General features: G+C 69.8%; 19 protein-coding genes and 1 pseudogene. 12 read left to right on the top strand and 8 right to left on the bottom strand.

Going from position 1 to position 20477, the window contains the following annotated elements; all coding sequences use genetic code 11:
• Positions 1–522 precede the first annotated feature (522 nt).
• Positions 523–753, top strand: coding sequence for a hypothetical protein (locus A2790_RS03475; protein ID WP_293387624.1), 231 nt, complete (start codon positions 523–525; stop codon positions 751–753).
• 183 nt (positions 754–936) lie between these two features.
• Here A2790_RS03475 and A2790_RS03480 read toward each other — a convergent pair whose 3' ends face one another.
• The 3 genes from A2790_RS03480 to A2790_RS03490 form a co-directional block, all read right to left on the bottom strand.
• Complete coding sequence (locus A2790_RS03480; RefSeq protein ID WP_293387626.1) at positions 937–1467, bottom strand: GNAT family N-acetyltransferase; 531 nt, start codon at positions 1465–1467, stop codon at positions 937–939.
• A gap of 62 nt (positions 1468–1529) precedes the next feature.
• Positions 1530–3152, bottom strand: coding sequence for a calcium-binding protein (locus A2790_RS03485; RefSeq protein WP_293387628.1), 1623 nt, complete (start codon positions 3150–3152; stop codon positions 1530–1532).
• Positions 3153–3264: 112 nt separating this feature from the next.
• Positions 3265–4560: a calcium-binding protein gene (locus A2790_RS03490; RefSeq protein WP_293387630.1), complete on the bottom strand. Its 1296-nt coding sequence runs from the start codon at positions 4558–4560 to the stop codon at positions 3265–3267.
• Positions 4561–4702: 142 nt separating this feature from the next.
• Here A2790_RS03490 and A2790_RS03495 point away from each other — a divergent pair, with 142 nt between their 5' ends.
• From A2790_RS03495 to A2790_RS03505, 3 genes are all read left to right on the top strand, one after another.
• Positions 4703–5410 carry a TVP38/TMEM64 family protein gene (locus A2790_RS03495; protein WP_293387632.1) on the top strand — a complete coding sequence of 236 codons (708 nt, stop codon included), beginning with the start codon at positions 4703–4705 and terminating at the stop codon, positions 5408–5410.
• Between the two features lie 243 nt (positions 5411–5653).
• Positions 5654–7234: a 2-isopropylmalate synthase gene (locus tag A2790_RS03500; RefSeq protein WP_068875078.1), complete on the top strand. Its 1581-nt coding sequence runs from the start codon at positions 5654–5656 to the stop codon at positions 7232–7234.
• A 151-nt stretch (positions 7235–7385) separates the two neighbouring features.
• Positions 7386–8267 carry an EamA family transporter gene (locus A2790_RS03505; RefSeq protein WP_293387635.1) on the top strand — a complete coding sequence of 294 codons (882 nt, stop codon included), beginning with the start codon at positions 7386–7388 and terminating at the stop codon, positions 8265–8267.
• Here A2790_RS03505 and A2790_RS03510 read toward each other — a convergent pair.
• Entirely contained in the window at positions 8264–8482 is a 219-nt protein-coding gene (locus A2790_RS03510) for an alkylphosphonate utilization protein (RefSeq protein ID WP_293387725.1), read from the bottom strand. The two genes, A2790_RS03505 and A2790_RS03510, sit on opposite strands and share 4 nt — an antisense overlap.
• A 205-nt stretch (positions 8483–8687) precedes the next feature.
• On the opposite strand from A2790_RS03510, the gene modA reads away from it, so the two are divergent.
• From modA to rodA, 7 genes and pseudogenes are all read left to right on the top strand, one after another.
• Positions 8688–9434 (top strand): molybdate ABC transporter substrate-binding protein, encoded by a 747-nt coding sequence (gene modA / locus A2790_RS03515; RefSeq protein WP_293387637.1) that lies wholly within the window; start codon positions 8688–8690, stop codon positions 9432–9434.
• A 5-nt stretch (positions 9435–9439) separates the two neighbouring features.
• Positions 9440–10114: a molybdate ABC transporter permease subunit gene (gene modB / locus A2790_RS03520; protein ID WP_293387727.1), complete on the top strand. Its 675-nt coding sequence runs from the start codon at positions 9440–9442 to the stop codon at positions 10112–10114.
• A gap of 248 nt (positions 10115–10362) precedes the next feature.
• Positions 10363–11406 (top strand): rod shape-determining protein, encoded by a 1044-nt coding sequence (locus A2790_RS03525; RefSeq protein ID WP_012522835.1) that lies wholly within the window; start codon positions 10363–10365, stop codon positions 11404–11406.
• A gap of 33 nt (positions 11407–11439) precedes the next feature.
• Positions 11440–12516: pseudogene (mreC, locus tag A2790_RS03530) on the top strand (rod shape-determining protein MreC); the annotation flags it as partial.
• Between the two features lie 176 nt (positions 12517–12692).
• Positions 12693–13205, top strand: coding sequence for a hypothetical protein (locus A2790_RS03535; protein WP_293387639.1), 513 nt, complete (start codon positions 12693–12695; stop codon positions 13203–13205).
• A 74-nt stretch (positions 13206–13279) separates the two neighbouring features.
• The gene (gene mrdA / locus A2790_RS03540; protein WP_293387641.1) at positions 13280–15238 is read left to right on the top strand and encodes a penicillin-binding protein 2; all 1959 of its coding nucleotides are present in this window, start codon (positions 13280–13282) and stop codon (positions 15236–15238) included.
• A complete protein-coding gene (gene rodA, locus A2790_RS03545) occupies positions 15235–16389 on the top strand; it encodes a rod shape-determining protein RodA (RefSeq protein ID WP_293387642.1) in 1155 nt (384 codons plus the stop codon). Before mrdA ends, rodA begins: the two co-directional genes overlap by 4 nt.
• Before the next feature lie 13 nt (positions 16390–16402).
• Here the strand turns inward: rodA and A2790_RS03550 are convergent, their stop codons facing one another.
• Genes A2790_RS03550 through A2790_RS03560 form a run of 3 tightly spaced genes read right to left on the bottom strand, consistent with a single transcriptional unit; the run spans position 16403 to position 18791 of the window.
• Complete coding sequence (locus tag A2790_RS03550; protein ID WP_293387644.1) at positions 16403–16786, bottom strand: nuclear transport factor 2 family protein; 384 nt, start codon at positions 16784–16786, stop codon at positions 16403–16405.
• A 14-nt stretch (positions 16787–16800) separates the two neighbouring features.
• Complete coding sequence (pip, locus tag A2790_RS03555) at positions 16801–17793, bottom strand: prolyl aminopeptidase (RefSeq protein ID WP_293387646.1); 993 nt, start codon at positions 17791–17793, stop codon at positions 16801–16803.
• An 8-nt stretch (positions 17794–17801) separates the two neighbouring features.
• The gene (locus A2790_RS03560; protein WP_293387648.1) at positions 17802–18791 is read right to left on the bottom strand and encodes an alpha/beta hydrolase; all 990 of its coding nucleotides are present in this window, start codon (positions 18789–18791) and stop codon (positions 17802–17804) included.
• 84 nt (positions 18792–18875) lie between these two features.
• On the opposite strand from A2790_RS03560, the gene A2790_RS03565 reads away from it, so the two are divergent.
• Positions 18876–20087, top strand: a complete 1212-nt coding sequence (locus A2790_RS03565; protein WP_293387650.1) for a multidrug effflux MFS transporter — start codon at positions 18876–18878, stop codon at positions 20085–20087.
• Between the two features lie 15 nt (positions 20088–20102).
• On the opposite strand, the gene A2790_RS03570 is transcribed toward A2790_RS03565, so the two are convergent.
• On the bottom strand, positions 20103–20477 hold the full coding sequence (locus tag A2790_RS03570; RefSeq protein ID WP_293387652.1) for a DUF423 domain-containing protein: 375 nt from the start codon (positions 20475–20477) through the stop codon (positions 20103–20105).

Here is a 20477-nt window from a genome sequence, read left to right on the forward strand (position 1 = left end):
GCTTCGCAAGGGAGGTAAAAGTCTCCAGCGGGTCGAGCGCAGTCGTCGACCCGGCGGCCATAAGCGGACGTCGCCACCGCCCGAGAAGGGGGCACGGGCGTTCGCTTTCCCCTGACCGTCCATACATGACGGAAGTGCAGGCAGGCCGGGTTCCGCCGCGCTCCGCTCTAGGTCCGCCGAGGAACGGCGCGATTCCGAGAGGAACGCTCCTCCGCAAGCGCCGGCCAGCGGCCTGCCCGTGCGCAGGCGGCGACGCTAGGGCGCGGCGCCGCTTGCCGGAGCCCTTGCGGTGCAATCGAGGCCTGCCCTGGCGGTGTTGCTCGCTTGGCACCGTCCCTCATGGAGGCGGGTCAAGACCGTGACGACGGTGGTCACCGCTACGATCGCCAGCGCGACGATCGCAATGAGCTGACTCCGGTCCACATCGCTCTCCCACACCCCACGCAATTGTGCGGGGTGTCGCCTAGAGGATGCAATGGGGACGCCCGGGCCGTATCCGCGGAGTTCGCGCCGACGCGAACGGTGCGGTTTCTGGCCGTCTTCTCTGGTTTTGCCCGGTTTGAAGGACAACCGGCGACGCGGGTACTGGTGGTTCAGGAACTGAAGGACTGGCGGCCCGGTGTCGTCGAGTGTTTCGGTCAGTTCCGCAGCGAGACGCTTTTCGTCCGGGACGGGGCGATCCTCGGCCTGGAACGCGCCGGGTTCACGCACCGGCGGCTGGAGCTTGGCGGCTGGACCTTCTTCGCGCCTTGATCCCGCCGCTTGAGCCCGTCGCGCGAACACGCGGCCCCTCGGGCCGTGCGCCGGCTCTCCGAGTTCCATTCCAACGTGGACGCCCAGGCGTGGCGGACCCGTGAAAGTCTCGCCCCTAGTCGCAGATCACGCCTGCTCGCCCGCAGGCTGAATGGCGGGAGCCCGAGGTCCGCACCGCCCGGCTCACGATCCTCCGAGGATCGCCGTGATCGGCCGGCTCATCCACCGCGCCTCCGGGCCGTAGGTGGCGAGCTTGGCGGCGAGGGGCGGGGGCGCTGTAGCTTCGCGGAAGCCCAAGGCGCTCCAGTAGGGGGCGGCGCCCTCGACGGCGATCAGTTCGGTGCGGGTGAGGCCGTCGCGGGCGGCCTCGTCGAAGGCGCGCTGGACGAGTTTGCGGCCGATCCCGAGGCCGCGGCCGGCGGGCGAGACGGCGAGGTCCTGGATGTAGAGCACCTGGCTGGGCGCGTCGGTTACGACGGCGCCCAGGGGCGGCGGCGCCTGGGCCGGCCAGCCGTGGGCGATGAGGTAGGCGACCAGCTCGCCGTCTCGTGTGGCGGCCTGGCTGTACGCGGCCGCAAGGCGAAGGCGGCTGGCGAACATGGGTTCGCCTTCCTGCAGCGCCGGGTGGTAGGCCGCAGCTTCGATCCGGAGCATCGCGGGGACGTCCGAGAGGGCCAGCGGGCGGATCGAAATGGCGGCCGTTTCGTCGGTCATATCCGTGCTGTCCCGGCCGTGCGGTCCTCCTGCACGTCGTGCCGGGGATGCGCCGCCGAAGGCTAGACGAAGTTGTCGATCGAGATGTCGGCGAGGGAGCGGCCGACCAGGAGGAGCGGCTCGGCCGCGAAGCCGCTGATGTTGAACGAAGAGAACAGCACCACGTCGGCGCCGACCTGGACGGCCACGACGGCGTTGGCGCCAAGATATTCGTTCTGGCTGAAGGCGGTCGCGAGGTCGGGGGCCGTTCGCTCGCTGTATTGCATCGCCGCGCGGGAGATCCTCTCGACCTCGATACGGTCGCTGGTGGTCCAGTCGAGAATCCGGTCGATCTGGCCCGCAAGCCGTTGCGAGGCGAAGCTTTCGAATTCGAAGGTGTCGGAGCCGCTGCCGCCGATCATGACGTCGAGGCCGGCCCGGGGACTGATCCGGTCGTCCCCGGCGCCGCCGTCCAGCGTGTCGGAGCCCTGGCCGGCAAGACCGTCATTGCCGTTCTCGCCGCGCAGAAGGCTGCGGCTGCCGGACTGTGTCAGCATGAAATCGTCGCCGTCGCCGCCGTTGGCGGTGACCGCGCCCGTGCCCAGTTGCAGGTTGTCGGCGCCGGCGCCGCCCTCGACCAGCTTGTCCCCGGCCCGGTCGGCATAGATGGTGTCGTTTCCAGCGCCTCCTCGGATGGTCTCGCTGCTGTCGGAGAAGGTGATGATGTCGTCGTCGCCGTCGCCGCCGTCGATCGTATGCCGCCCCTGTTCGGCGCGGATGACATCGTTCCCAGCATCGCCAGCCAGCAGGACGTTGGAGGCGCTGGTCGAGAGGCTGTCGTCGCCCTCGCCGCCATGCATCTCGTCGCCGGCGCCTGCAATGAGGGTGTCGCGGCCCGCGTCGCCGAAGCCCAGGTCCGTCGCTGCGCCCCCGCCCGCGATGAAGTCGTCGCCGTCGTCGCCATGGATCTGGGACAGGCCGAATGTCGCCTGGGACAGCACGCGGTCGTTGCCGGCGCCGGCCGAAATGAGCGTGGAGACGTTGGCGGAGTCGGCGGTCGTGATGGTGTCGGCGCCGTCCTCGCCGAATACGTCGCCGCCGCCCCGGACGGTGATGACGTCGTCGCCGAGGTTGCCGTTCAGGAAGTCGCTGGCGCCGGCGTCGCCGTCGATCGTGTCGGCGCCCTGGCCGCCGAGGAGGGTGTCGCGCCCTGCGCCGCCCAGCACGGCGTCGTCCCCCTTGTTTCCCTGGGCGAAGTTCGCGCCGGCGCCGGTCAAGATCCGGTCGTTGTCCTGGCCGCCGTAGATGGCGTCGGCGCCGGCCCCGCCGGACAAGGTGTCGGTCCCCATGTTGCCCTGGAGCAGGTCATCGCCGCCGCCGGTGTCGATGGAGTCGTCGCCAGCGCCCGCATAGGCCGCGTCGTGCGTCGTGCTGTCCGCCGCCAAGGCGAACGTGTTGGCCTGGCTGTCTCCGATGAAGAGGCGGGAGCCGTCCGCCAGCGTCAGCCTGCCGCCGAGGCTGACCGCGGTCAGCGCGGGCCCGAAGACCACCGACCGTTCGCCGAAGACGAGCGTGATGGTGGCGTTGTCGGCGGCATAGAGGACGGTGGCGAGACGGGCTGGGCCGCCCGCCAGCGTCAGGGTGTCGCTCGCCGCGATCGCCAGCGCCTGCTCCGCCGTGATCGTCTCGAATGCGTAGGTCGCCACAAGATCCCCCAAGAAGCGCGCCTGCGTCGCACGCTGGGGGACGCTGACAGAACAAACTCTACCGTGACGCTATCGCGAGCCGCGCCTGGTTGCCACCCGCCGGCGCGCGGGTTCAGACGAAGTTGTCGGCCGAGATGTCGGCGAGGGAGCGGCCGACCAGCATGGTGATGCTGTGGATCGCCGCGCCCGCGCTGGCGTCCCCGAACACGATCACGTCCTGGCCCACCTGGATCGCCATGGCCTCGGTCTGGCCTGCGCCGATCTCCGCCTGGGCCGTGGAGAGCGCGGCAGCGAAGTCGGCCGCCGTGCCCTCGGCGAACGCCGTCCCGATGTCGGTGCGGAGCTGGATGCGGTCGGCGGACGTCCAGTCGCCGATGCGGTCGGCGGCGGCAAGGGTGAGCGAAGAGGTGGCGCCGTCCTGAATGAACGTGTCGGCGCCACTGCCGCCGTTCAGGCTGTCGGCGCCGGTCCCGCCGCGGATGCGATCGTCGGCGTCGCTCGCCTGAATGGTGTCGTTACCGGCGCCGCCGTCGATGGTGGCGCTGTACAGGACCGGGCTGCCGAGGTTGCGGATGATTTGAATCACGTCCGCGCCGTCGCCGCCGTCGAGCTGACTGCGGGTGCTCGTGTGAGCCCTGAGCGTGTCGTTTCCGCCGTCTCCCCACGCGGAGTACAGGGCTGAGCTCGATGTTCCCATCTGAATGGTGTCGTCGCCATCGCCGCCCCAAGCGGTCGTGTCGACGACCCCGGAGAGGGAGATGAAGTCGTTCCCGCCTTCGCCGAGCAGTTGGCCGCCGCCCGTGATCTGGTCGTCACCCAAATTGCCATTGATGAAGTCGGGCGTGTCGCCGTTCCCGTAGATCAGGTCGTTCCCCTGTCCGCCGAGCAGGGTGTCCCCGGCCGCGTCGCCCTGGATCGTATCGTTGCCCTTGTTGCCCTGCATGAACTGACCCTTGATCGGGTCGGCCCCCCCTCCGATGAGCGAGAGGTGGTCGTTGCCCTGGCCGCCGTACATCGTGTTGGCGGCGAGAGACCAGGCGCTTATCCGGTCGTCCCCTTGGTTGCCCTGGATGAACCATTCGCCCTTGCTGCCCGTCAGGGTGTCGGCGCCATCGCCGCCGTACATGGCCCCGGTGGAAATGCCCGTGCCAGCGTTCCGAGTGTCGGCATCGGCTCTGCCGACGAACAGCTTTGATCCGTCGGGGAACTGGAGCCGACTGACGGTCGACGGGAAGTAGGAGCCGAACACGACAGTCTGCGCGCCGATCGTGACGGAGAAGGTCCCGTCCTGGAGGTAGAGGACCGTGGTGGTCTTGGCGGAGCTGCCGGTGGGGAGCGTGACGCTGTCCGCACTGCCGAACGCCAGCGCCTGAGCCGGCGTAATGTCAGCGAAAGTATAGGTCGCCATCTAATCCCCCAAACGTGCCTGCGTCGCACGCTAGGGACGCTGACAAAACAAACTCCACCGTGGCGATAACCCGAGAGCGCTCGCCGCGCTAGCCCGTCCTTGCCTTGACCCCGCCGCGCGAACACGCGACCCCTCGGGCCGGATGCGCCGGCTCTTCGACTTCCTCTCCAACATGGACGCCCAGGCGTGGCGGACGCTGCTGGTCTCGTTCGTGCTGTTCGGCGGGGTGGGGGTGGTGTTCTTCTTCGGCGCCCAGCTTCTGGGGGTCGACAGCGAGCGGACGCTGGAGGGCTGGCTGGGGGCGGCGCGGGGGCCGTGGTCGCTGCCGGTGGCGGTGGCGGCGTTCGCGGCCCTGGCCTTCGTGGGCACGCCGCAGATCGTGCTGATCGCGGCCGCCGTGGTGGCGTTCGGGCCCCAGGCGGGGGCGGTCTATAGCTGGATCGGGACCATGGTCTCGGCGCTGGTGGGATTCTACCTGGGCCGGGCGGCGGGGGCGCAGACCCTGGCGCGGTTCTCCGGCGAGGGCGTGCAGCGGTTCATGCGGCTGGTGGGGGAGAACGGCTTCCTGGCCAGCCTGATCGTGCGGCTGGTGCCGTCGGCGCCGTTCATCGTCGTCAACATGGCGGCCGGCGTGACGCCGATGCGGGCGCTGCATTTCGTCGCCGGAACCGGCGTCGGGATCGTGCCGAAGATCGTGCTCACGGCCTATGCCGGCGCCTCGATCGTGGAGATCATGCGCGGGGAGATCGCCGGCAACTGGCTGACGATCGCCGCTGTGGCGGCCCTGTGGCTGGCCATCGGCTGGTTCGCGCGGCGCTGGCTGCAGCGGCGGGGCGGGAACGAGGGGTGAGGGCGCGCCGGCAAGTTCTTGCCGAACGGGCGGCGTAAAGCCGCGCTCCGCGCAAGATGCTTGCCCCGGAGCGGCCGTTTCTGTAGATGCAGCGCCATGCGCACGCGGACGGGCAGCCTGCTTCTTCTCTCGCTGGGGCTTAGCCGCCCCTGGGCGCCTCTCTAGGCACGCGCATCTTCGCGGCCGGGCGACCAGGGGCTCGATCCTCCGTCCCCAGAACGAAACACCGCGAAGAGACCGAACATGACCAACCCCACCCCCGCGAACGCCGACACGTCGGGCCGCGACCGCATCATCGTTTTCGACACCACCATGCGCGACGGCGAGCAGTCGCCCGGCGCCTCCATGTCTCATGACGAGAAGCTGGAGCTGGCCAAGATCCTCGAAGACATGAAGGTCGACGTGATCGAGGCGGGCTTCCCGATCGCCTCGAACGGCGACTTCGAGGCCGTCCGCGCCATCTCCGAGATCGTGACCGAGAGCGTGGTCTGCGGCCTGGCCCGCGCCGGCATGGCCGACATCGAGCGCTGCGCCGAGGCGATCCGGAAGGCCAAGCGCGGCCGGATCCACACCTTCCTGTCCACCAGCCCCAGCCACCGCGACCACATCCTGCACGCCAGCCAGGAAGACATCCTGGAGATGATCACCAAGTCGGTGACCCATGCGCGCAATCTGTGCGGCGACGTGGAATGGTCGGCCCAGGACGCCACGCGCACCGAGCAGGACTTCCTGCGCCGCTGCGTCGACGCCGCCATCAAGGCGGGCGCCACGACGATCAACCTGCCGGACACGGTCGGCTACAGCTATCCCAGCGAATACGCCGAGATGTTCCGCGACATCATCCAGAACGTGGAGAACGCCGACCGGGCGATCTTCTCCACCCACTGCCACAACGACCTGGGCCTCGCGGTCGCCAACAGCCTGGCCGGCGTACAGGGCGGCGCGCGGCAGGTGGAGGTGGCGGTCAACGGCATCGGCGAGCGGGCCGGCAACGCGGCGCTGGAAGAGATCGTCATGGCCCTGCGGGTCCGCGGCGACACGCTGCCCTATTTCACGGGCATCGAGACCCAGCACATCACCCGGGCCAGCCGCTACGTCTCGGCGATCACCGGCTTCCCGGTGCAGTTCAACAAGGCCATCGTCGGCAAGAACGCCTTCGCCCACGAGAGCGGCATCCACCAGGACGGGATGCTGAAGGACCGCGGCACCTACGAGATCATGCAGCCCGAGGACGTGGGGCAGGGTTCCTCGAACCTCGTCATGGGCAAGCACTCCGGCCGCCACGCCTTCCGCGAGAAGCTGAAGGACCTGGGCTACGAGCTGGGCCAGAACGCGCTGAACGAGGCGTTCCAGCGGTTCAAGGACCTAGCCGACAAGAAGAAGCACGTCTTCGACGACGACATCATCGCCCTGGTGGACGACGCCCTGGCCAGCAGCGCCGACAAGGTCCAGGTGAAGCACCTGCGGGTGATCGCCGGCACCGAGGGGCCGCAGGAGGCCTTCCTGACGGTGACCATCGACGGCGTCGAGAAGAGCGCCAACGCCACCGGCGACGGGCCGGTGGACGCGGTGTTCAACGCCATCCATGCGGTGGTGCCGCACGACGCCATCCTGCGCCTGTTCCAGGTGCATGCGGTGACCGAGGGCACGGACGCCCAGGCGCAGGTCTCGGTCCGGCTCGAGGACGACGGCCGCATCGCCACCGGCTCGGCCGCGGACACGGACACCCTGACCGCCTCGGCCAAGGCCTATGTGAACGCGCTCAACAACCTCTTCGCCCGCAAGGAGAAGAGCGCGCCGGGCAAGGTCGCCAGCGGGTTCTGAAGCTCCGAGACCCTCGTCATGGCCGGGCCTGTCCCGGCCATCCAGAAACACCTGATCGTCGCGACGTCGCGCGGGCCGAGCGTCCGCATGGGTCCCGGCTCGGCTTGCGCGGCTTCGCCGCTCCGTTGGCCGGGATGACGGATTTTACGGAATGCTCTGGATCTTCCTGACCCTGGCGGCGGCGCCGCTGCAGGTGGCGCGCAACGCCATGCAGCGCGGCCTCGTCGAGGAGGCGGGCCCGTGGGGCGCGACCCTGGTGCGGTTCCTGTTCGGCCTGCCGTTCTCGATCGGCATCTTCGCCCTGGCCTACGCCCTGACGCCGACGGCCTCGCCGCACTGGACCTCGACGTTCTGGGTGGGGGCGATCAGCGGCGCCATCGCCCAGGTCGCCGCCACGGCCGCGCTGCTGATGGCCATGAGCCGGTCCGGGTTCGCGGTGGCCACCATGCTGCAGCAGTCGTCGCTGCCGTTCGCGGCGCTGTTGGGCTGGCTGCTGCTGGGGGACGACCTCAGCGCCGCCGTGTGGACCGGGGTCGGCGTGGCGACGGTGGGGCTGGTGGTGTTGTCGTGGCCCAGGGCGGGGCAGGGGCGGGCGGACCTGGCCGGCGCCCTGCTGGGCCTGGCCGCGGGGGCGGCGTTCGCCGTGGCGTTCAACGGTTTCCGGGAGGCAGGCCGCGCGCTGGACCCGGCGCACCCGCTGGTCTCGGCGACCGCCGCGGTGGTGGTGGCCCAGGCCATGCAGTCGCTGGTGCTGACGGCGATCCTGGCGGTGACCCGGCCGCAGGCGCTGCGGGCGGTGACCCTGGCCTGGCGCTCGTCGCTCGCGGCGGGGTTCTTCGGCTCGGCGGCCTCGGCCTGCTGGTTCGGCGCCCTGGCCCTGGCGCCCGCCGCGCCGGTGCGCGCCGTGGGGCTGATCGAAGGGCCGATCGCGGCCGCCGTCGGGCGCAAGCTGTTCCGCGAGAAGCTGCGCCTGCGCCAGTGGGTGGGCGGTGGGCTGACCGCGGTCGGCCTGCTGCTCTGTATCCTCGGCTAGTTCTTCTTCACGAACTCGGCGCGCAGGACGAGGCCCTTGATGGTCTCGTGGCGGCAGTCGATCTCCTGCGGGTCGCCCGTGAGGCGGATCGAACGGATCACCGTGCCGCGCTTCAGCGTCTGGCCGCCGGCGCCCTTGACCTTGAGGTCCTTGACGAGGGTGACGGTGTCGCCGTCGGCCAGCAGGTTGCCCACCGCGTCGCGCACCTCGACCACGCCAGCCGCCTTGGCGCGCTCGGCCGCCTCGGCCGCGCTGATCCACTCGCCGCTGGCCTCGTCGAACACGAAATCGTCGCTGCCGCTCATGCCTTGGTCCCCCTTCAGGTGGCGCAGCCCTTAGAGCCTACGATCGGTTTCCGCCAGACGTCGCCGCGGCGTCCAGCACGGGTTCACGCCGTCATATCGTCCAGCTACACAACGAATGATGCGCCTTGCGGCACTCCTTTCCCTTGTCCTGGCGCTGATGGCGCCGGCCGCGGCGTTCGCCGGCGAGGTCAAGGTGGCGGTGGCGGCGAACTTCGCCGAGCCGGCCAAGGCGATCGCCGCCCGGTTCAAGGCCCGCACCGGCCATGACGCCGCGCTGAGCTTCGGGTCTTCGGGCCAGTTCTACGCCCAGATCGCCAACGGCGCGCCGTTCGAGGTGCTGCTGTCGGCGGATCGCGAGCGCCCCGAAAAGGCCGAGGCCGAGGGGCTGGCTGTGGCGGGAAGCCGCTCCACCTACGCCGTGGGCCGGCTGGTCCTCTATTCCAGGACGCCCGGGCTGGTGGATGGGCGCGGCGCGGTGCTGAAGGGCGGACGTTTCGACAAGATCGCCATCGCCGACCCGCGGACCGCGCCCTATGGCGTGGCGGCGGTCGAGACCATGCGGAAGCTCGGAGTGTACGGCGCGCTGGCGCCGAGGCTGGTGCAGGGGACCTCGATCACCCAGGCCTATCAGTTCGTGGACACCGGGGCGGCGGAGTTGGGGTTCGTGGCGCTGTCGCAGGTGGCGCGGGCGAAGGGCGGCTCGCGCTGGCTGGTCCCGGCCGCCAGCCACACGCCCATCGAGCAGCAGGCTGTGCTGCTGAAGGCTGGGGCAGGCAACGCTGCGGCGCGGGCCTTCGTGGGCTTCCTGAAGGGGCCCGAGGCCCGGGCGATCATCCGCAGCTACGGCTACGAAGCGCCTTGAGCGGCCTGGCCGACATCGTCTGGCTGACCCTGCGGCTGGCCGGGGTCACGACCCTGATCCTGCTGGTGCTGTCCACGCCGCTTGCCTGGTGGCTGGCGCGCAGCCGCGGCTGGAAGGCGGAGGTGGCTGGGGCGGTGGTGGCGCTGCCGTTGGTGCTGCCGCCCACGGTGCTGGGCTTCTATCTGCTGATCGCGCTGGGACCCAACAGCCCGCTGATGGCGCCGCTGCAGGCGCTGGGCGTGCGGACCCTGGCTTTCACCTTCGAAGGGCTCGTGATCGGCTCGGTGATCTACTCCCTGCCGTTCGCGGTCCAGCCGCTGCGCAACGCGTTCCAGGCGGTGGGCGAGGACAATCTGGACGCCGCAGCGATGCTGGGCGCCAGCGGGTGGCAGACGTTCTTCCGCATCGCCCTGCCGCTGTCGGTCCCGGGCTATGTGGTCGCCGCGATCCTGACCTTCGCCCATACGATCGGGGAGTTCGGGGTGGTGCTGATGATCGGCGGCGGAATCCCCGGGACCACCAACGTGCTTTCGATCGAGATCTACAAGGCGGTGGAGACGCTGGAGTGGGGCCGGGCGCACGCCATGGCGGCCCTGCTGGCGGTCTTCGGGTTCGCGGTGGTGTTGACCCTTTTGCGCCTCGAACGGCGCGTCTCCGCGCCGCTGCTCAACGAGCGGTAGATCGCGATTTTGGCGGCTGCGCCGGGAATCAGGCGATTCCGCGGCGATACGCCTCGGGGTTTTCGCGCGCGACGCGAAAGCGCATACGTCTCATTAAGCCTTGAAATGGCTAATTCGGCAGGGCAGAGGGACGTCAAAGCCCGCCAGACAAAGCGTAGCGACTCGACGCATCCTTCGCGTGTCGGTCGGTGCGCCTTTGGCACCCTCTGTCGGCTAGCGTCTTCCGCCCCTTTCCCTCAGGGCCTTGCATGATCTCTTCGCTCTTCGGCGCCATCTCGAACGATATCGCCATCGACCTCGGCACTGCCAACACCCTCATCTACATGAAGGGCAAGGGCATCGTGCTCAACGAGCCCTCGGTGGTCGCGCTCCGCAACGTGGGCGGCCGCAAGGTCGTGCATGCCGTCGGCATCGAGGCCAAGCAGATGCTGGGCCGTACGCCGGGCCACATGGAGGCGATCCGCCCCATGCGCGACGGGGTCATCGCCGACTTCGAAGTCGCCGAGGAGATGATCAAGTACTTCATCCGCAAGGTTCACAACCGCAAGGGCTTCGTGAACCCCAAGGTGATCGTGTGCGTGCCGTCGGGCGCCACCGCGGTGGAACGCCGCGCCATCAACGATTCCTGCTTGAACGCCGGCGGCCGCCGGGTGGGCCTGATCGACGAGCCCATGGCCGCGGCGATCGGCGCCGGCCTGCCGATCCACGAGCCCACCGGCTCGATGGTGGTCGACATCGGCGGCGGCACCACCGAGGTCGCCGTCCTCTCGCTCTCGGGCATCGTCTATTCGCGTTCGGTCCGCGTCGGCGGCGACAAGATGGACGAGGCGATCATCAGCTACATGCGCCGCAACCATAACCTCCTGATCGGCGAGACCACGGCCGAGCGGATCAAGAAGGAGATCGGCACGGCCCGCGCGCCGGCCGACGGCGAGGGCCTGTCCATCGAGGTCAAGGGCCGCGACCTGATGCAGGGCGTGCCGCGGGAAGTGCGGATTTCCGAGAAGCAGGCCTCCGACGCCCTGTCGGAGCCGGTCGGCCAGATCGTCGACGCGGTGAAGATGGCGCTGGAAGCCACGCCGCCGGAACTGGCGTCCGACATCGCCGACAAGGGCATCATGCTCACGGGCGGCGGCGCGCTGCTCCGCGGCCTGGACGCCGAGATCCGCGACCACACCGGCCTGCCGGTCACCGTGGCCGACGATCCGCTGTCGTGCGTGGCCCTGGGCTGCGGCAAGGTGCTCGAGCATCCCAAGTGGATGAAGGGCGTCCTGGAATCCACGCTGGCGTAGGAACGCGCCGAAGGGCGGTAGGGGCGAACCTCCATGTCCTTGAGGGACAACCCGCTCGGCGAACTGAGGGTCCCGCTGACCTGGACGGCGGGCATCGTGTTCATCGTGGTGCTGATCGCGTCGGTCGCGATCCTGCTCAGCGAGCGCCGCGAGGCGTTCGACACCGACGCCTATGGCAACCCCCGCACCCTGTCCGACAAGGTCATGGCCCCGGTAGGCGATGCGCTGTCCACGCCCGGCCGGCTGACCGGCGAGGGGGTGGAGGGCATCCGCGGCTATTTCTTCGCCGTGTCGGAGAACCGCCGCCTGCGCGCCGAGCTGGAAAACATGCGCCAGTGGCGTGACGTGGCCATCGCGCTTCGCGACACCAACGAGCGCTACCGGACGGTGCTGGGGCTGAAGACCGATCCGCCGATCCCGATGGCGACGGCGCGGATCGTCACCGACTCCCGCGGACCCTTCGCCCATTCGCGCCTGGCCAACGCCGGCAGCGAAAAGGGGATCAAGCCCGGCAATCCGGTGATGAGCGAGAACGGCCTGGTGGGCCGCATCGTGGGCGTGACCGAGGGCGTCAGCCGGGTGCTTCTGCTCACCGACGCAGCCTCGCGCACCCCGGTGATGATCGACCGCACCAATGCGCGGGCCATCCTGACCGGCGACGGCGGGCCGAACCCCAAGCTGGAATACCTGCGCGGCCAGGAGCCGGTGAAGACCGGCGACCGCATCCTGACCTCGGGCGACGGCGGCGTGTTCCCGCGCGGCCTGCCGGTGGGCGTGGCGGTGAAGGGCCTGGATGGGCGCTGGCGCGTGGTGCTGGCGTCGGACAAGGCGCCGGTCGACCTCGTGCGGATCCTGCTGTTCGAGGACTTCACCCAGGTGGCCGACACCCGGAAGCTGGAGCAGACGGTCACGCCTCCGCCCACGCCCGGCGCCTCGACGTTGCCGCCGCCTGCGCCGGAGGCCGCCGCTGCGGCCGCGCCTGCGCCTCCGTCTGCGCCCGCCGCCGGCGGAACGAGCGCCGCGCCTGCAACGCCGGCGCCGAAGACCACGCCGCCGGCCCAGCCGGCCGCCAAGACGGCCACGCCCCAACCGAAGACGGCCACGCCCCAACCCAAGACGGCCACGCCGCCGGCGAAGGCCGCCGCGACCCCGGCGCCCAAGGCCGCAGCGCCTCAAACCGCAGCGCCCAAGACCGCCACGACCCCGGCGCCCAAGGCTCCGGCCCCCAAGGCTCCGGCCCCCAAGGCGCCCGCGCCGAAGACATCGCAGCCGACGGGGACCCCGCCGTGAGCGGCGGCGCACGTCCGCTCGCGCCCTGGCGCTGGCTGGGCGTGCCCATGCTCTGGGTGATGGCGGCGAGCTTCGTGTTCGCCATGCCCCTGCGGTTCTGGGGCCTCGCGCTGCCCGAGCCGGTGTTCGCGCTGCCGGTCGTCTTCGCCTGGGCGGTGATCCGCCCCTCGATGCTCGCCCCCGTGGGGGTGATGCTGATGGGGATCTACCTGGACTTCCTGTGGGGGAGCCCCACCGGCTTCTGGGCCGTCTGCCTGCTGCTGCCCTACGGCATCGTCCTGGGCGCACGCAGCATCCTGGCAGGGCAAAGCCAGGTGATGATGTGGATCTGGTATGGCCTGGCCACGGTGCTGGCGCTAGGCGCCGGCTACCTCTTCACGATGCTCGACACGCAGAACGCGCCGAATGCCGCATCGGTGGGTTGGCAATTTCTCGCTACGGTCGTTCTCTATCCCTTCGCCGACCGGCTCATCGATCGCTTCGAGGATGCCGACGTGAGGTTCCGCTAGGCCATGACCCTACTTCGCCAAGGCTTCGCAGGGTTGAACCCGATCCTCCGTAGCTCCGAGAGGAGCGTAGGAGGATGACGCAGCCGGCCATCTTCTTCGCCGAGGTCAACGAGCGGCAGGGCGTGTTCCACCGGCGCGCCATCCTGCTCGGCGGTTTCGCGGGCCTGGGCATCACGGCCCTGGGCGCGCGTCTGGCCTACCTGCAGCTCTTCGAGACCCAGCGTTTCGAGAAGCTGGCCACCTCGAACCAGTTCAACTTCAAGCTGGCGCCGGCGCCGCGGGGCGTCATCGTCGATCGCAACGGCGCGGTGCTGGCGGCCAACCGCCCGAACTTCCGGCTGATGGTGGCGCGCGACAAGGGCCTGGACACCGAGGCCACGCTCAAGACCCTGGCGAACTTCGTGCCCCTGGACGAGGCGCGGCAGCGTCGGCTGCTGCGCGACATCAACACCGCCCCCAAGCGCGCGCCGGTCTCGGTGATGGAGGACATGAGCTGGGAGCAGTTCTCGGCCATCAACGTCCGCGCTCCCGAACTGCCCGGCGTGAGCGCCGACGTGGGCGAGGTGCGGGTCTATCCGCACGGCGGCGCCTTCGCCCACGTGATCGGCTACGTGGCCAAGGTGAACAAGGAAGATATCGACAAGACGCCCAACCCCGACCCGATCATGCTCCACCCGGGCTTCCGCATCGGCAAGCAGGGGGTGGAGAAGGCCCTCGACGCCGAGCTGCGCGGGCGGCCCGGCGCGCACAAGGTCGAGGTCGACGCCAACGGTCGCGAGGTGCGCCACGACCAGGACGGCGACATCCCGGCGGTGCCCGGCCAGGAGGTGCAGCTCACCCTGGACGTCGACATCCAGAACCGGGCGCTGGAGGTGTTCGGCGAGGAGAGCGGCGGGGCGGTGATGATGGACTGCCGCACCGGCGACATCCTCTGCATGACCTCCGCGCCGTCGTTCGACGCCAACCGCTTCGTGCGGGGCCTGACAGGGGCGGAGTATCGCGCCCTGGCCGGCTATGAGCGCAAGCCGCTCTTGGACAAGTGCCTGTCGGGTCTCTATCCGCCCGGCTCGACGTTCAAGACCATGACGGCGCTGGCGATCCTGATGGCTGGGATCAGCCCGGAGGAGCGGGTCGGGTGCGGCGGCGGCATGCAGTTCGGCGGCCGCTTCTTCCACTGCCACAAGCGCGGTGGGCACGGCTCGCAGAACCTGAACGACGCCATCAAGAACTCCTGCGACACCTATTTCTATTCCATGTCGCTGCGCGTGGGGCCGGACCGCATCGCCCAGGCGGCGCGCGCCTTCGGCCTGGGCCAGACCTTCGACATCGGCATCCCCGGCCAGAAGAAGGGCACCGTCCCCGATCCGGCCTGGAAGAAGCGCTACTTCTCGAAGAACGAGGCGCAGCAGCCGTGGTGGCCCGGCGAGAACCTCTCGTACGCCATCGGCCAGGGCTATCTGCAGGTGAACTGTCTGCAGCTTGCGGTGATGACCGCGCGGCTCGCCAACACGGACTACAAGGCGCTGAACCCGCGGCTCATCAAGTCGGTGGGGGGCAAGGAATGGCCACGCGGGTCCGACGTGCCCGACCTGCCGTTCCCGCGGGAATATATCGATCGGGTGCGGGCCGGGATGGCCGCGGTGACCGAGGCGGGCGGCACCGCGTTCCGGGCGAGCCAGCTCGGCCTGGGCGACATCCTGATGGCGGGCAAGACCGGCACGGCGCAGGTCCGCAACTACGACAGCGGCGGCTCGCGGGGTAAGGGCGGCGCCTGGGGCCTGCGCGACCACGGCCTGTTCGTGGCCTTCGCGCCCCTCGACGTCCCACGCTATGCCCTGGCGGTCATCGTCCAGCACGGGATGGGCGGATCGACGGCGGCCGCGCCGCGCGCGCGGGAAATCATGCGCACGGCCCTGCTCAAGGATCCTGAACTGATCTCGCGCATCCAGAAGCCACTACCCATGCCGGAGATCGTGCCCGATCTCGAACTCGACACCGTCCCGGCGGTTTCGACGACGCAGGCCGCCGAATGACCGTCTCCGCCCTTACCCGTCCCGGCGAACGCGACCGCCTCATCGTCAAGCTGTCCGAGCTGGACTGGGTGTTCATCCTGGTGCTGTGCCTGATCGCGGGCGCGGGCAGCCTGATGTTGTTCTCGATCGCGGGCTCGTCCTGGTCGCCATGGGCCGCCGCCCACCTCAGCCGCTTCGGCATCTGCCTGGTGATGATGATCGCCCTGGCGATGATCGATATCCGCGTGTGGTTCGCCCTGGCCTATCCGGTCTATGGCCTGGGGCTGCTGCTGCTGGTGGCGGTCGAGGCGGTGGGCGACGTGCGCCTGGGCGCCCAGAGATGGCTGTCCATCGGCGGGTTCAGCTTCCAGCCCTCCGAGGTGATGAAGCTGGGGATCGTGCTGGCGCTCGCGCGGCTCTATCACGGCGTCTCGGCCGAGCGGGCGCGGCTGTCGTGGTGGCTGCTGGTGCCGGCGGCGATGATCGGGGCGCCGGTGCTGCTGGTGGCGCACCAGCCGGACCTGGGCACGGCGATGCTGATCGCCCTGACCGGCGGGGCCATCGTGATGCTGGCCGGCCTGTCGTGGAAGGTCATCGGTGTCGCGCTGGCCGCGTTCCTGGCGGTGATCCCGCCGTTCGTGATGTTCGGGATGCACGACTACCAGCGCCAGCGGGTGCTGACGTTCCTGGATCCCGAGAGCGACCCTTCCGGCTCCGGCTATCACATCCTGCAGTCGATGATCGCCCTGGGCTCGGGCGGGCTCCTGGGCAAGGGCTACGGCCTGGGCTCGCAGAGCCAGCTCAACTTCCTGCCCGAGAAGCAGACGGACTTCATCTTCGCCACCCTGGCCGAGGAGTTCGGCTTCGTGGGATGCGTGTCGGTGCTGGTGCTCTATGCTGCGGTGATCTTCATGGCTCTGCGGACCTCGTACCTCAGCCACAGCCATTTCGGCCGGCTGGCGGCGGCGGGGGTCACGGCGACCTTCACCCTCTACGTCCTGATCAACGGCGCCATGGTGATGGGTTTGGCGCCGGTGGTGGGCGTGCCGATGCCGATGCTGAGCTACGGCGGCACCGTGATGCTGACGGTGATGATCGGCTTTGGCCTGGTGCAGTCGGTCCGCGTCCACCGCTATGCCGAGGTGACCAGCGGCAAGGGCAGCTTCGTCTGAGGCGCGCGGCGGCTCAGAAGGGTTCGAAGCAGTCGTAGTTGCGCTGTCGCCGGATCTTGTCGCCCTCGAACTCGAAGAAGACGCCGAAGCGCGCCTTCATGGCGTCGCCGGGCTTCAGCGAGCGGAGCGGCACGGCCAGGACGCCACGCCACAACACCTCGCAGGCCAGCCGGTCGCCGTCCTCGATGAGGTTGACGATCTCGTAGGTCTCGGAGGTCAGCACGTGCCGGCCGCGCGCGTTGGCTTCGCGCAGTTCGGTCATGGTACGGCGGGCGCCGGCGGGGACCAGGGCGTTGGGGAACTCCTCCTGCACCGCATCCTCGGTGAAGAAGGCGAGGCTGTCCGCCCGGTTCTCGATGGCCTTGAGGTAGGCGCGGACGATGTCGGCGCGGCTCATGGGACGGTGGCCGCCTACAGCTTCAGCGCCTGGTCCGTCGCCCGGACCAGCGCATCGACGATGCCGGGTTCGGTCGAGGCGTGGCCCGCGTCCCAGACCACCTCGAACCGCGCGTTCGGCCAGGCGGATTTGAGGCGCCAGGCGCTTTCCATGGGGGTCACCACGTCGAAGCGGCCCTGGACGATCCAGCCGGGGATGTCCTTCAGCCGGGCCGCGTTCTGGACTAGCCAGTCGGGGCTGTCGAAGAAGCCGCCATTGACGAAGAAGTGGCACTCGATCCGGGCGAAGGCGATGGCGAAGTCGATCTCGTTGAACTTCGAGGGCCGCGCCTCGGGGCCGCGGATCGAGATGGTGTCGCCTTCCCACTGGCTCCAGGCGGCGGCCGCCTCGGCCTGGACGCGGCGGTCGGGGCTGGTCAGGCGCTTGTGGTAGGCGGCCATCATGTCGCCGCGCTCGGCCGGCGGGATCGGCGCGCAGAACCGGGCCCAGGCATCGGGGAACATCATCGAGGCGCCGTCCTGGTAGAACCAGCGCAGCTCGCGCTCGGTCACCAGGAAGATGCCGCGCAGGACCAGGCTCTCGACCCGGTCGGGGTGCTTGATCGCGTAGGCCAGCGCCAGGGTGGAGCCCCAGGAACCGCCGAACACGCACCACTTCTCGACGCCCAGGTGCTCGCGCAGCCGCTCGATGTCCTCGATCAGCGACCAGGTGGTGTTGTCGTCCAGGCTGGCGTTGGGGCGGCTCTTGCCGCAGCCGCGCTGGTCGAACAGCGCCATCCGCCACTTCGCCGGGTCGAAGAACCGACGCATGGTCGGGTTGATCGCCCCGCCCGGGCCGCCGTGCAGGATGACGCACGGCTTGCCCTTCGGATTGCCGCACTCCTCGTAGAAGATCTCGTGCGGGCCCCCGGTCGAAAGCCAGCCGCTGGCGTACGGCTCGTTGTCGGGAAACAGGCCGCGGCGATGGTCGTGCGCGCCGACGGCGGGGGCCGGGGTGTTTCTTTCCATGCGCCCTTCTACTTCGGGAAACGCCTGTCCAGCCAGTCCAGCATAAGACGGTTCACTTCCTCCGGTTTCTCCTGCTGTGTCCAGTGGCCCGATCCGCGCACCATGTGGGTCTCCAGGTCGCCGATGAAGGCGGGCATGGGCTCGGCCATCGCCGGCGACAGGACGGCGTCCAGCTCGGCGGTGATCATCAGGCAGGGCAGGCCGTCGATCCGGGTTGGAAGGCTTTCCGACCGCTCCCAGTTGCGCGTGAAGTTCCGGTACCAGCTCACCGGCCCGAAGAAGCCGCCCTCGCGGAAGGCGTCGGCGAAGACATCGAGCTCGTCGGGCGTCAGCAGCTGCTCCGGGCCTGTCTGGCCGTCCCAGCCCCGGAGCAGGTCGCGGAAGGCGAAGGTGGAGCCGCCACCGCCTTCGCTGGACAGGCCCGCGCCGGCGGCCGGACCGGCGGGCTTGCGCATGAAGAAGCGCATCGTCTTGGCGGTGTCGGCGCCGAGCACGGCCTCGGGCTCGTCGGGGTTCTGGAACCAGACGATGTACATGTCCGGCCCGAAGCGGTTGCGCATGATGGCGATGGGGTCCGCCGGGGCGCGCGGCAGGAAGGGCGTGTTGAGGCCGATGACGCCGGCCACGCGGCCCGGGTGCATCAGCGGCATCTGCCAGACGACGATGCCGCCCCAGTCGTGGCCGACGAAGATCGCCTTCTCGATGCCCAGGTGGTCCAGGAGGCCGACGAGGTCGCCCGTCAGGTGCTCCAGGTCGTAGTCGGCGACGCCGCCCGGCTTCGACGACAGGCCATAGCCGCGCTGGTCCGGCGCGATCACCCAGCGGCCGGCGTCGCCGAAGGCCTTGATCTGATGGCGCCAGGAGAAGGCGAGCTCGGGGAAGCCGTGGCAGAGGACGATCGGCACGCCCTCGCGGGGGCCGGCCTCGTAGTGGGCGATCTCGACGCCATTTACCGACGCGCGCTTCACGGGCGGCATCATGGATTCCAGCGCCGACATCTCGTCCTCCCATCCGTTTGGCGGCGAGCATGGCCGCAATTGGGGTTTCCCTGAACCCCTCTTGGCCAGTAGGGCATAGGCGCCGTGACGTCCGCCAACGCCCCCCACACGCCGCCCGCCCGCACGCCCTGGGGTCTGGTGATCCTCCTGGGATCGCTGACCGCCATGGGGCCCCTGGCCATCGACATGTACCTGCCCAGCCTGCCGGCCATCGGGGCGGCGCTGAAGGCTGAACCCTCGCAGACCCAGGCGACGGTGGCCGCCTTCCTGGCCGGCATGGCGATCGGCCAGCTGATCTATGGTCCGGCCTCGGACCGGCTTGGGCGGCGAGGGCCGATCCTGTTCGGCGTGGCGGTCTTCATCCTGGCCTCCATCGGCTGCGCCATGGCCCAGACGGTGGACCAACTGCTGCTCGGCCGCTTCGTGCAGGCGCTGGGCGCCTGCGCGGGCGGGGTGGTCGTGCGTGCCGTGGTCCGCGACCAGTTCGATCACACCGACACCGCGCGGATCCTCAGCCTGATGATGCTGATCATGGGCCTCGCGCCGATCTTGGCGCCGATGCTGGGCGGGGTGCTGCTGGGGCTGGGCGACTGGTCGTGGAACTTCTGGTTCATGGCCGCGACCGGCGTTGCGATCGGGACCGCCGCCTTCCTGCGCTTGAAGGAGTCGCGGTCCGAGGCGACGGCGCTGCAGGCCAGCCGGGAGAACCCGCTGCAGTCCTATCTGGCGGTGCTGCGCCAGCGGCGGCTGGTGGGCTATGCCCTGTGCGGGGCGCTGAACGGCGCGACGCTCTTCACTTACATCTCGGCCTCGCCCGAGCTGATGATGGGGACCTACGGGATTCCCGTGGCGGTGTTCCCGTTCGTCTTCGGCCTCAACGCCTTCGCCGTGATCGGCTCCAGCCAGCTCAATCGCCTCGCCCTGCGCCGGGCCACCACCGATGCGGTGCTCGCGCGGGCGAGCAACGTGGCGATGGCGGTCGGCGCGCTCCTGGCGCTGGCGGCGGTGACAGGGATCGGCGGGATGTGGACGGTGCTGCCGCTGCTGTTCCTGCTGCTGGGCACCTACGGCTTCATGCAGGGGAACACCACCGCCGGCGCGCTCAGCGTGGACCCGCTGCGATCGGGGGCGACCTCGGCCCTGCTGGGCGCCGCCTCGTTCGCCGCGGGCGCCCTGGCCGCCAGCCTGGCTGGCGTGTTGCACGACGGCACCGCCCGGCCGGTGGCGCTGGTGATGCTGGCGGCCCTGATCGGGTCGGCGGTGTCGCTGCGGACGCTGGCGCTGCCGCGGGACTAGACCCGGCGACGCGGCCTAACGGTCGATGTCCCGGGCGGACCAGGCCAGCACGCCCCAGCCGATCAGGAAGAGGACGCCGCCGATCGGGGTGATCGCCCCGAACCAGCGCGGCGCGCCCAGGGCCATGGCGTAGAGGCTCCCCGAGAAGATCACCACGCCGGACAGGAAGAACGCCGGCGCCAGGCGCGCGCGGCGGGCGCCGATCTCCATGAAGATGGCGCAAGCAAAGGTGGCCAGGGTGTGCATGAAGCCGTAGGCCGACCCGGTGCGCAGCCACTCCTGCGCCTTTGGATCGCTGACCCCATGCGCCCCGAACGCGCCCATGGCCACGGCGACGAAGCCGCCGAGCGCGGCGAGGGTCATCCAGGTCCGCCGTGTCCAGAACGCCAT

Source organism: Phenylobacterium sp. RIFCSPHIGHO2_01_FULL_69_31 (assembly GCF_001824475.1).
Taxonomy (GTDB): Bacteria; Pseudomonadota; Alphaproteobacteria; order Caulobacterales; family Caulobacteraceae; genus Phenylobacterium.

Bases quoted from the DNA above. Each gene is read 5' to 3' on its own strand.
- modA (WP_293387637.1), top strand. From the start codon at position 8,688: ATGATGCGCCTTGCGGCACTCCTTTCCCTTGTCCTGGCGCTGATGGCG.
- A2790_RS03570 (WP_293387652.1), bottom strand. From the start codon at position 20,477: ATGGCGTTCTGGACACGGCGGACCTGGATGACCCTCGCCGCGCTCGGC.
- rodA (WP_293387642.1), top strand. From the start codon at position 15,235: ATGACCGTCTCCGCCCTTACCCGTCCCGGCGAACGCGACCGCCTCATC.
- A2790_RS03490 (WP_293387630.1), bottom strand. From the start codon at position 4,560: ATGGCGACCTATACTTTCGCTGACATTACGCCGGCTCAGGCGCTGGCG.
- A2790_RS03495 (WP_293387632.1), top strand. From the start codon at position 4,703: ATGCGCCGGCTCTTCGACTTCCTCTCCAACATGGACGCCCAGGCGTGG.
- A2790_RS03480 (WP_293387626.1), bottom strand. From the start codon at position 1,467: ATGACCGACGAAACGGCCGCCATTTCGATCCGCCCGCTGGCCCTCTCG.
- mrdA (WP_293387641.1), top strand. From the start codon at position 13,280: ATGACGCAGCCGGCCATCTTCTTCGCCGAGGTCAACGAGCGGCAGGGC.
- A2790_RS03505 (WP_293387635.1), top strand. From the start codon at position 7,386: ATGCTCTGGATCTTCCTGACCCTGGCGGCGGCGCCGCTGCAGGTGGCG.
- pip (WP_293387646.1), bottom strand. From the start codon at position 17,793: ATGGAAAGAAACACCCCGGCCCCCGCCGTCGGCGCGCACGACCATCGC.
- A2790_RS03525 (WP_012522835.1), top strand. From the start codon at position 10,363: ATGATCTCTTCGCTCTTCGGCGCCATCTCGAACGATATCGCCATCGAC.
- A2790_RS03550 (WP_293387644.1), bottom strand. From the start codon at position 16,786: ATGAGCCGCGCCGACATCGTCCGCGCCTACCTCAAGGCCATCGAGAAC.
- A2790_RS03560 (WP_293387648.1), bottom strand. From the start codon at position 18,791: ATGTCGGCGCTGGAATCCATGATGCCGCCCGTGAAGCGCGCGTCGGTA.
- A2790_RS03500 (WP_068875078.1), top strand. From the start codon at position 5,654: ATGACCAACCCCACCCCCGCGAACGCCGACACGTCGGGCCGCGACCGC.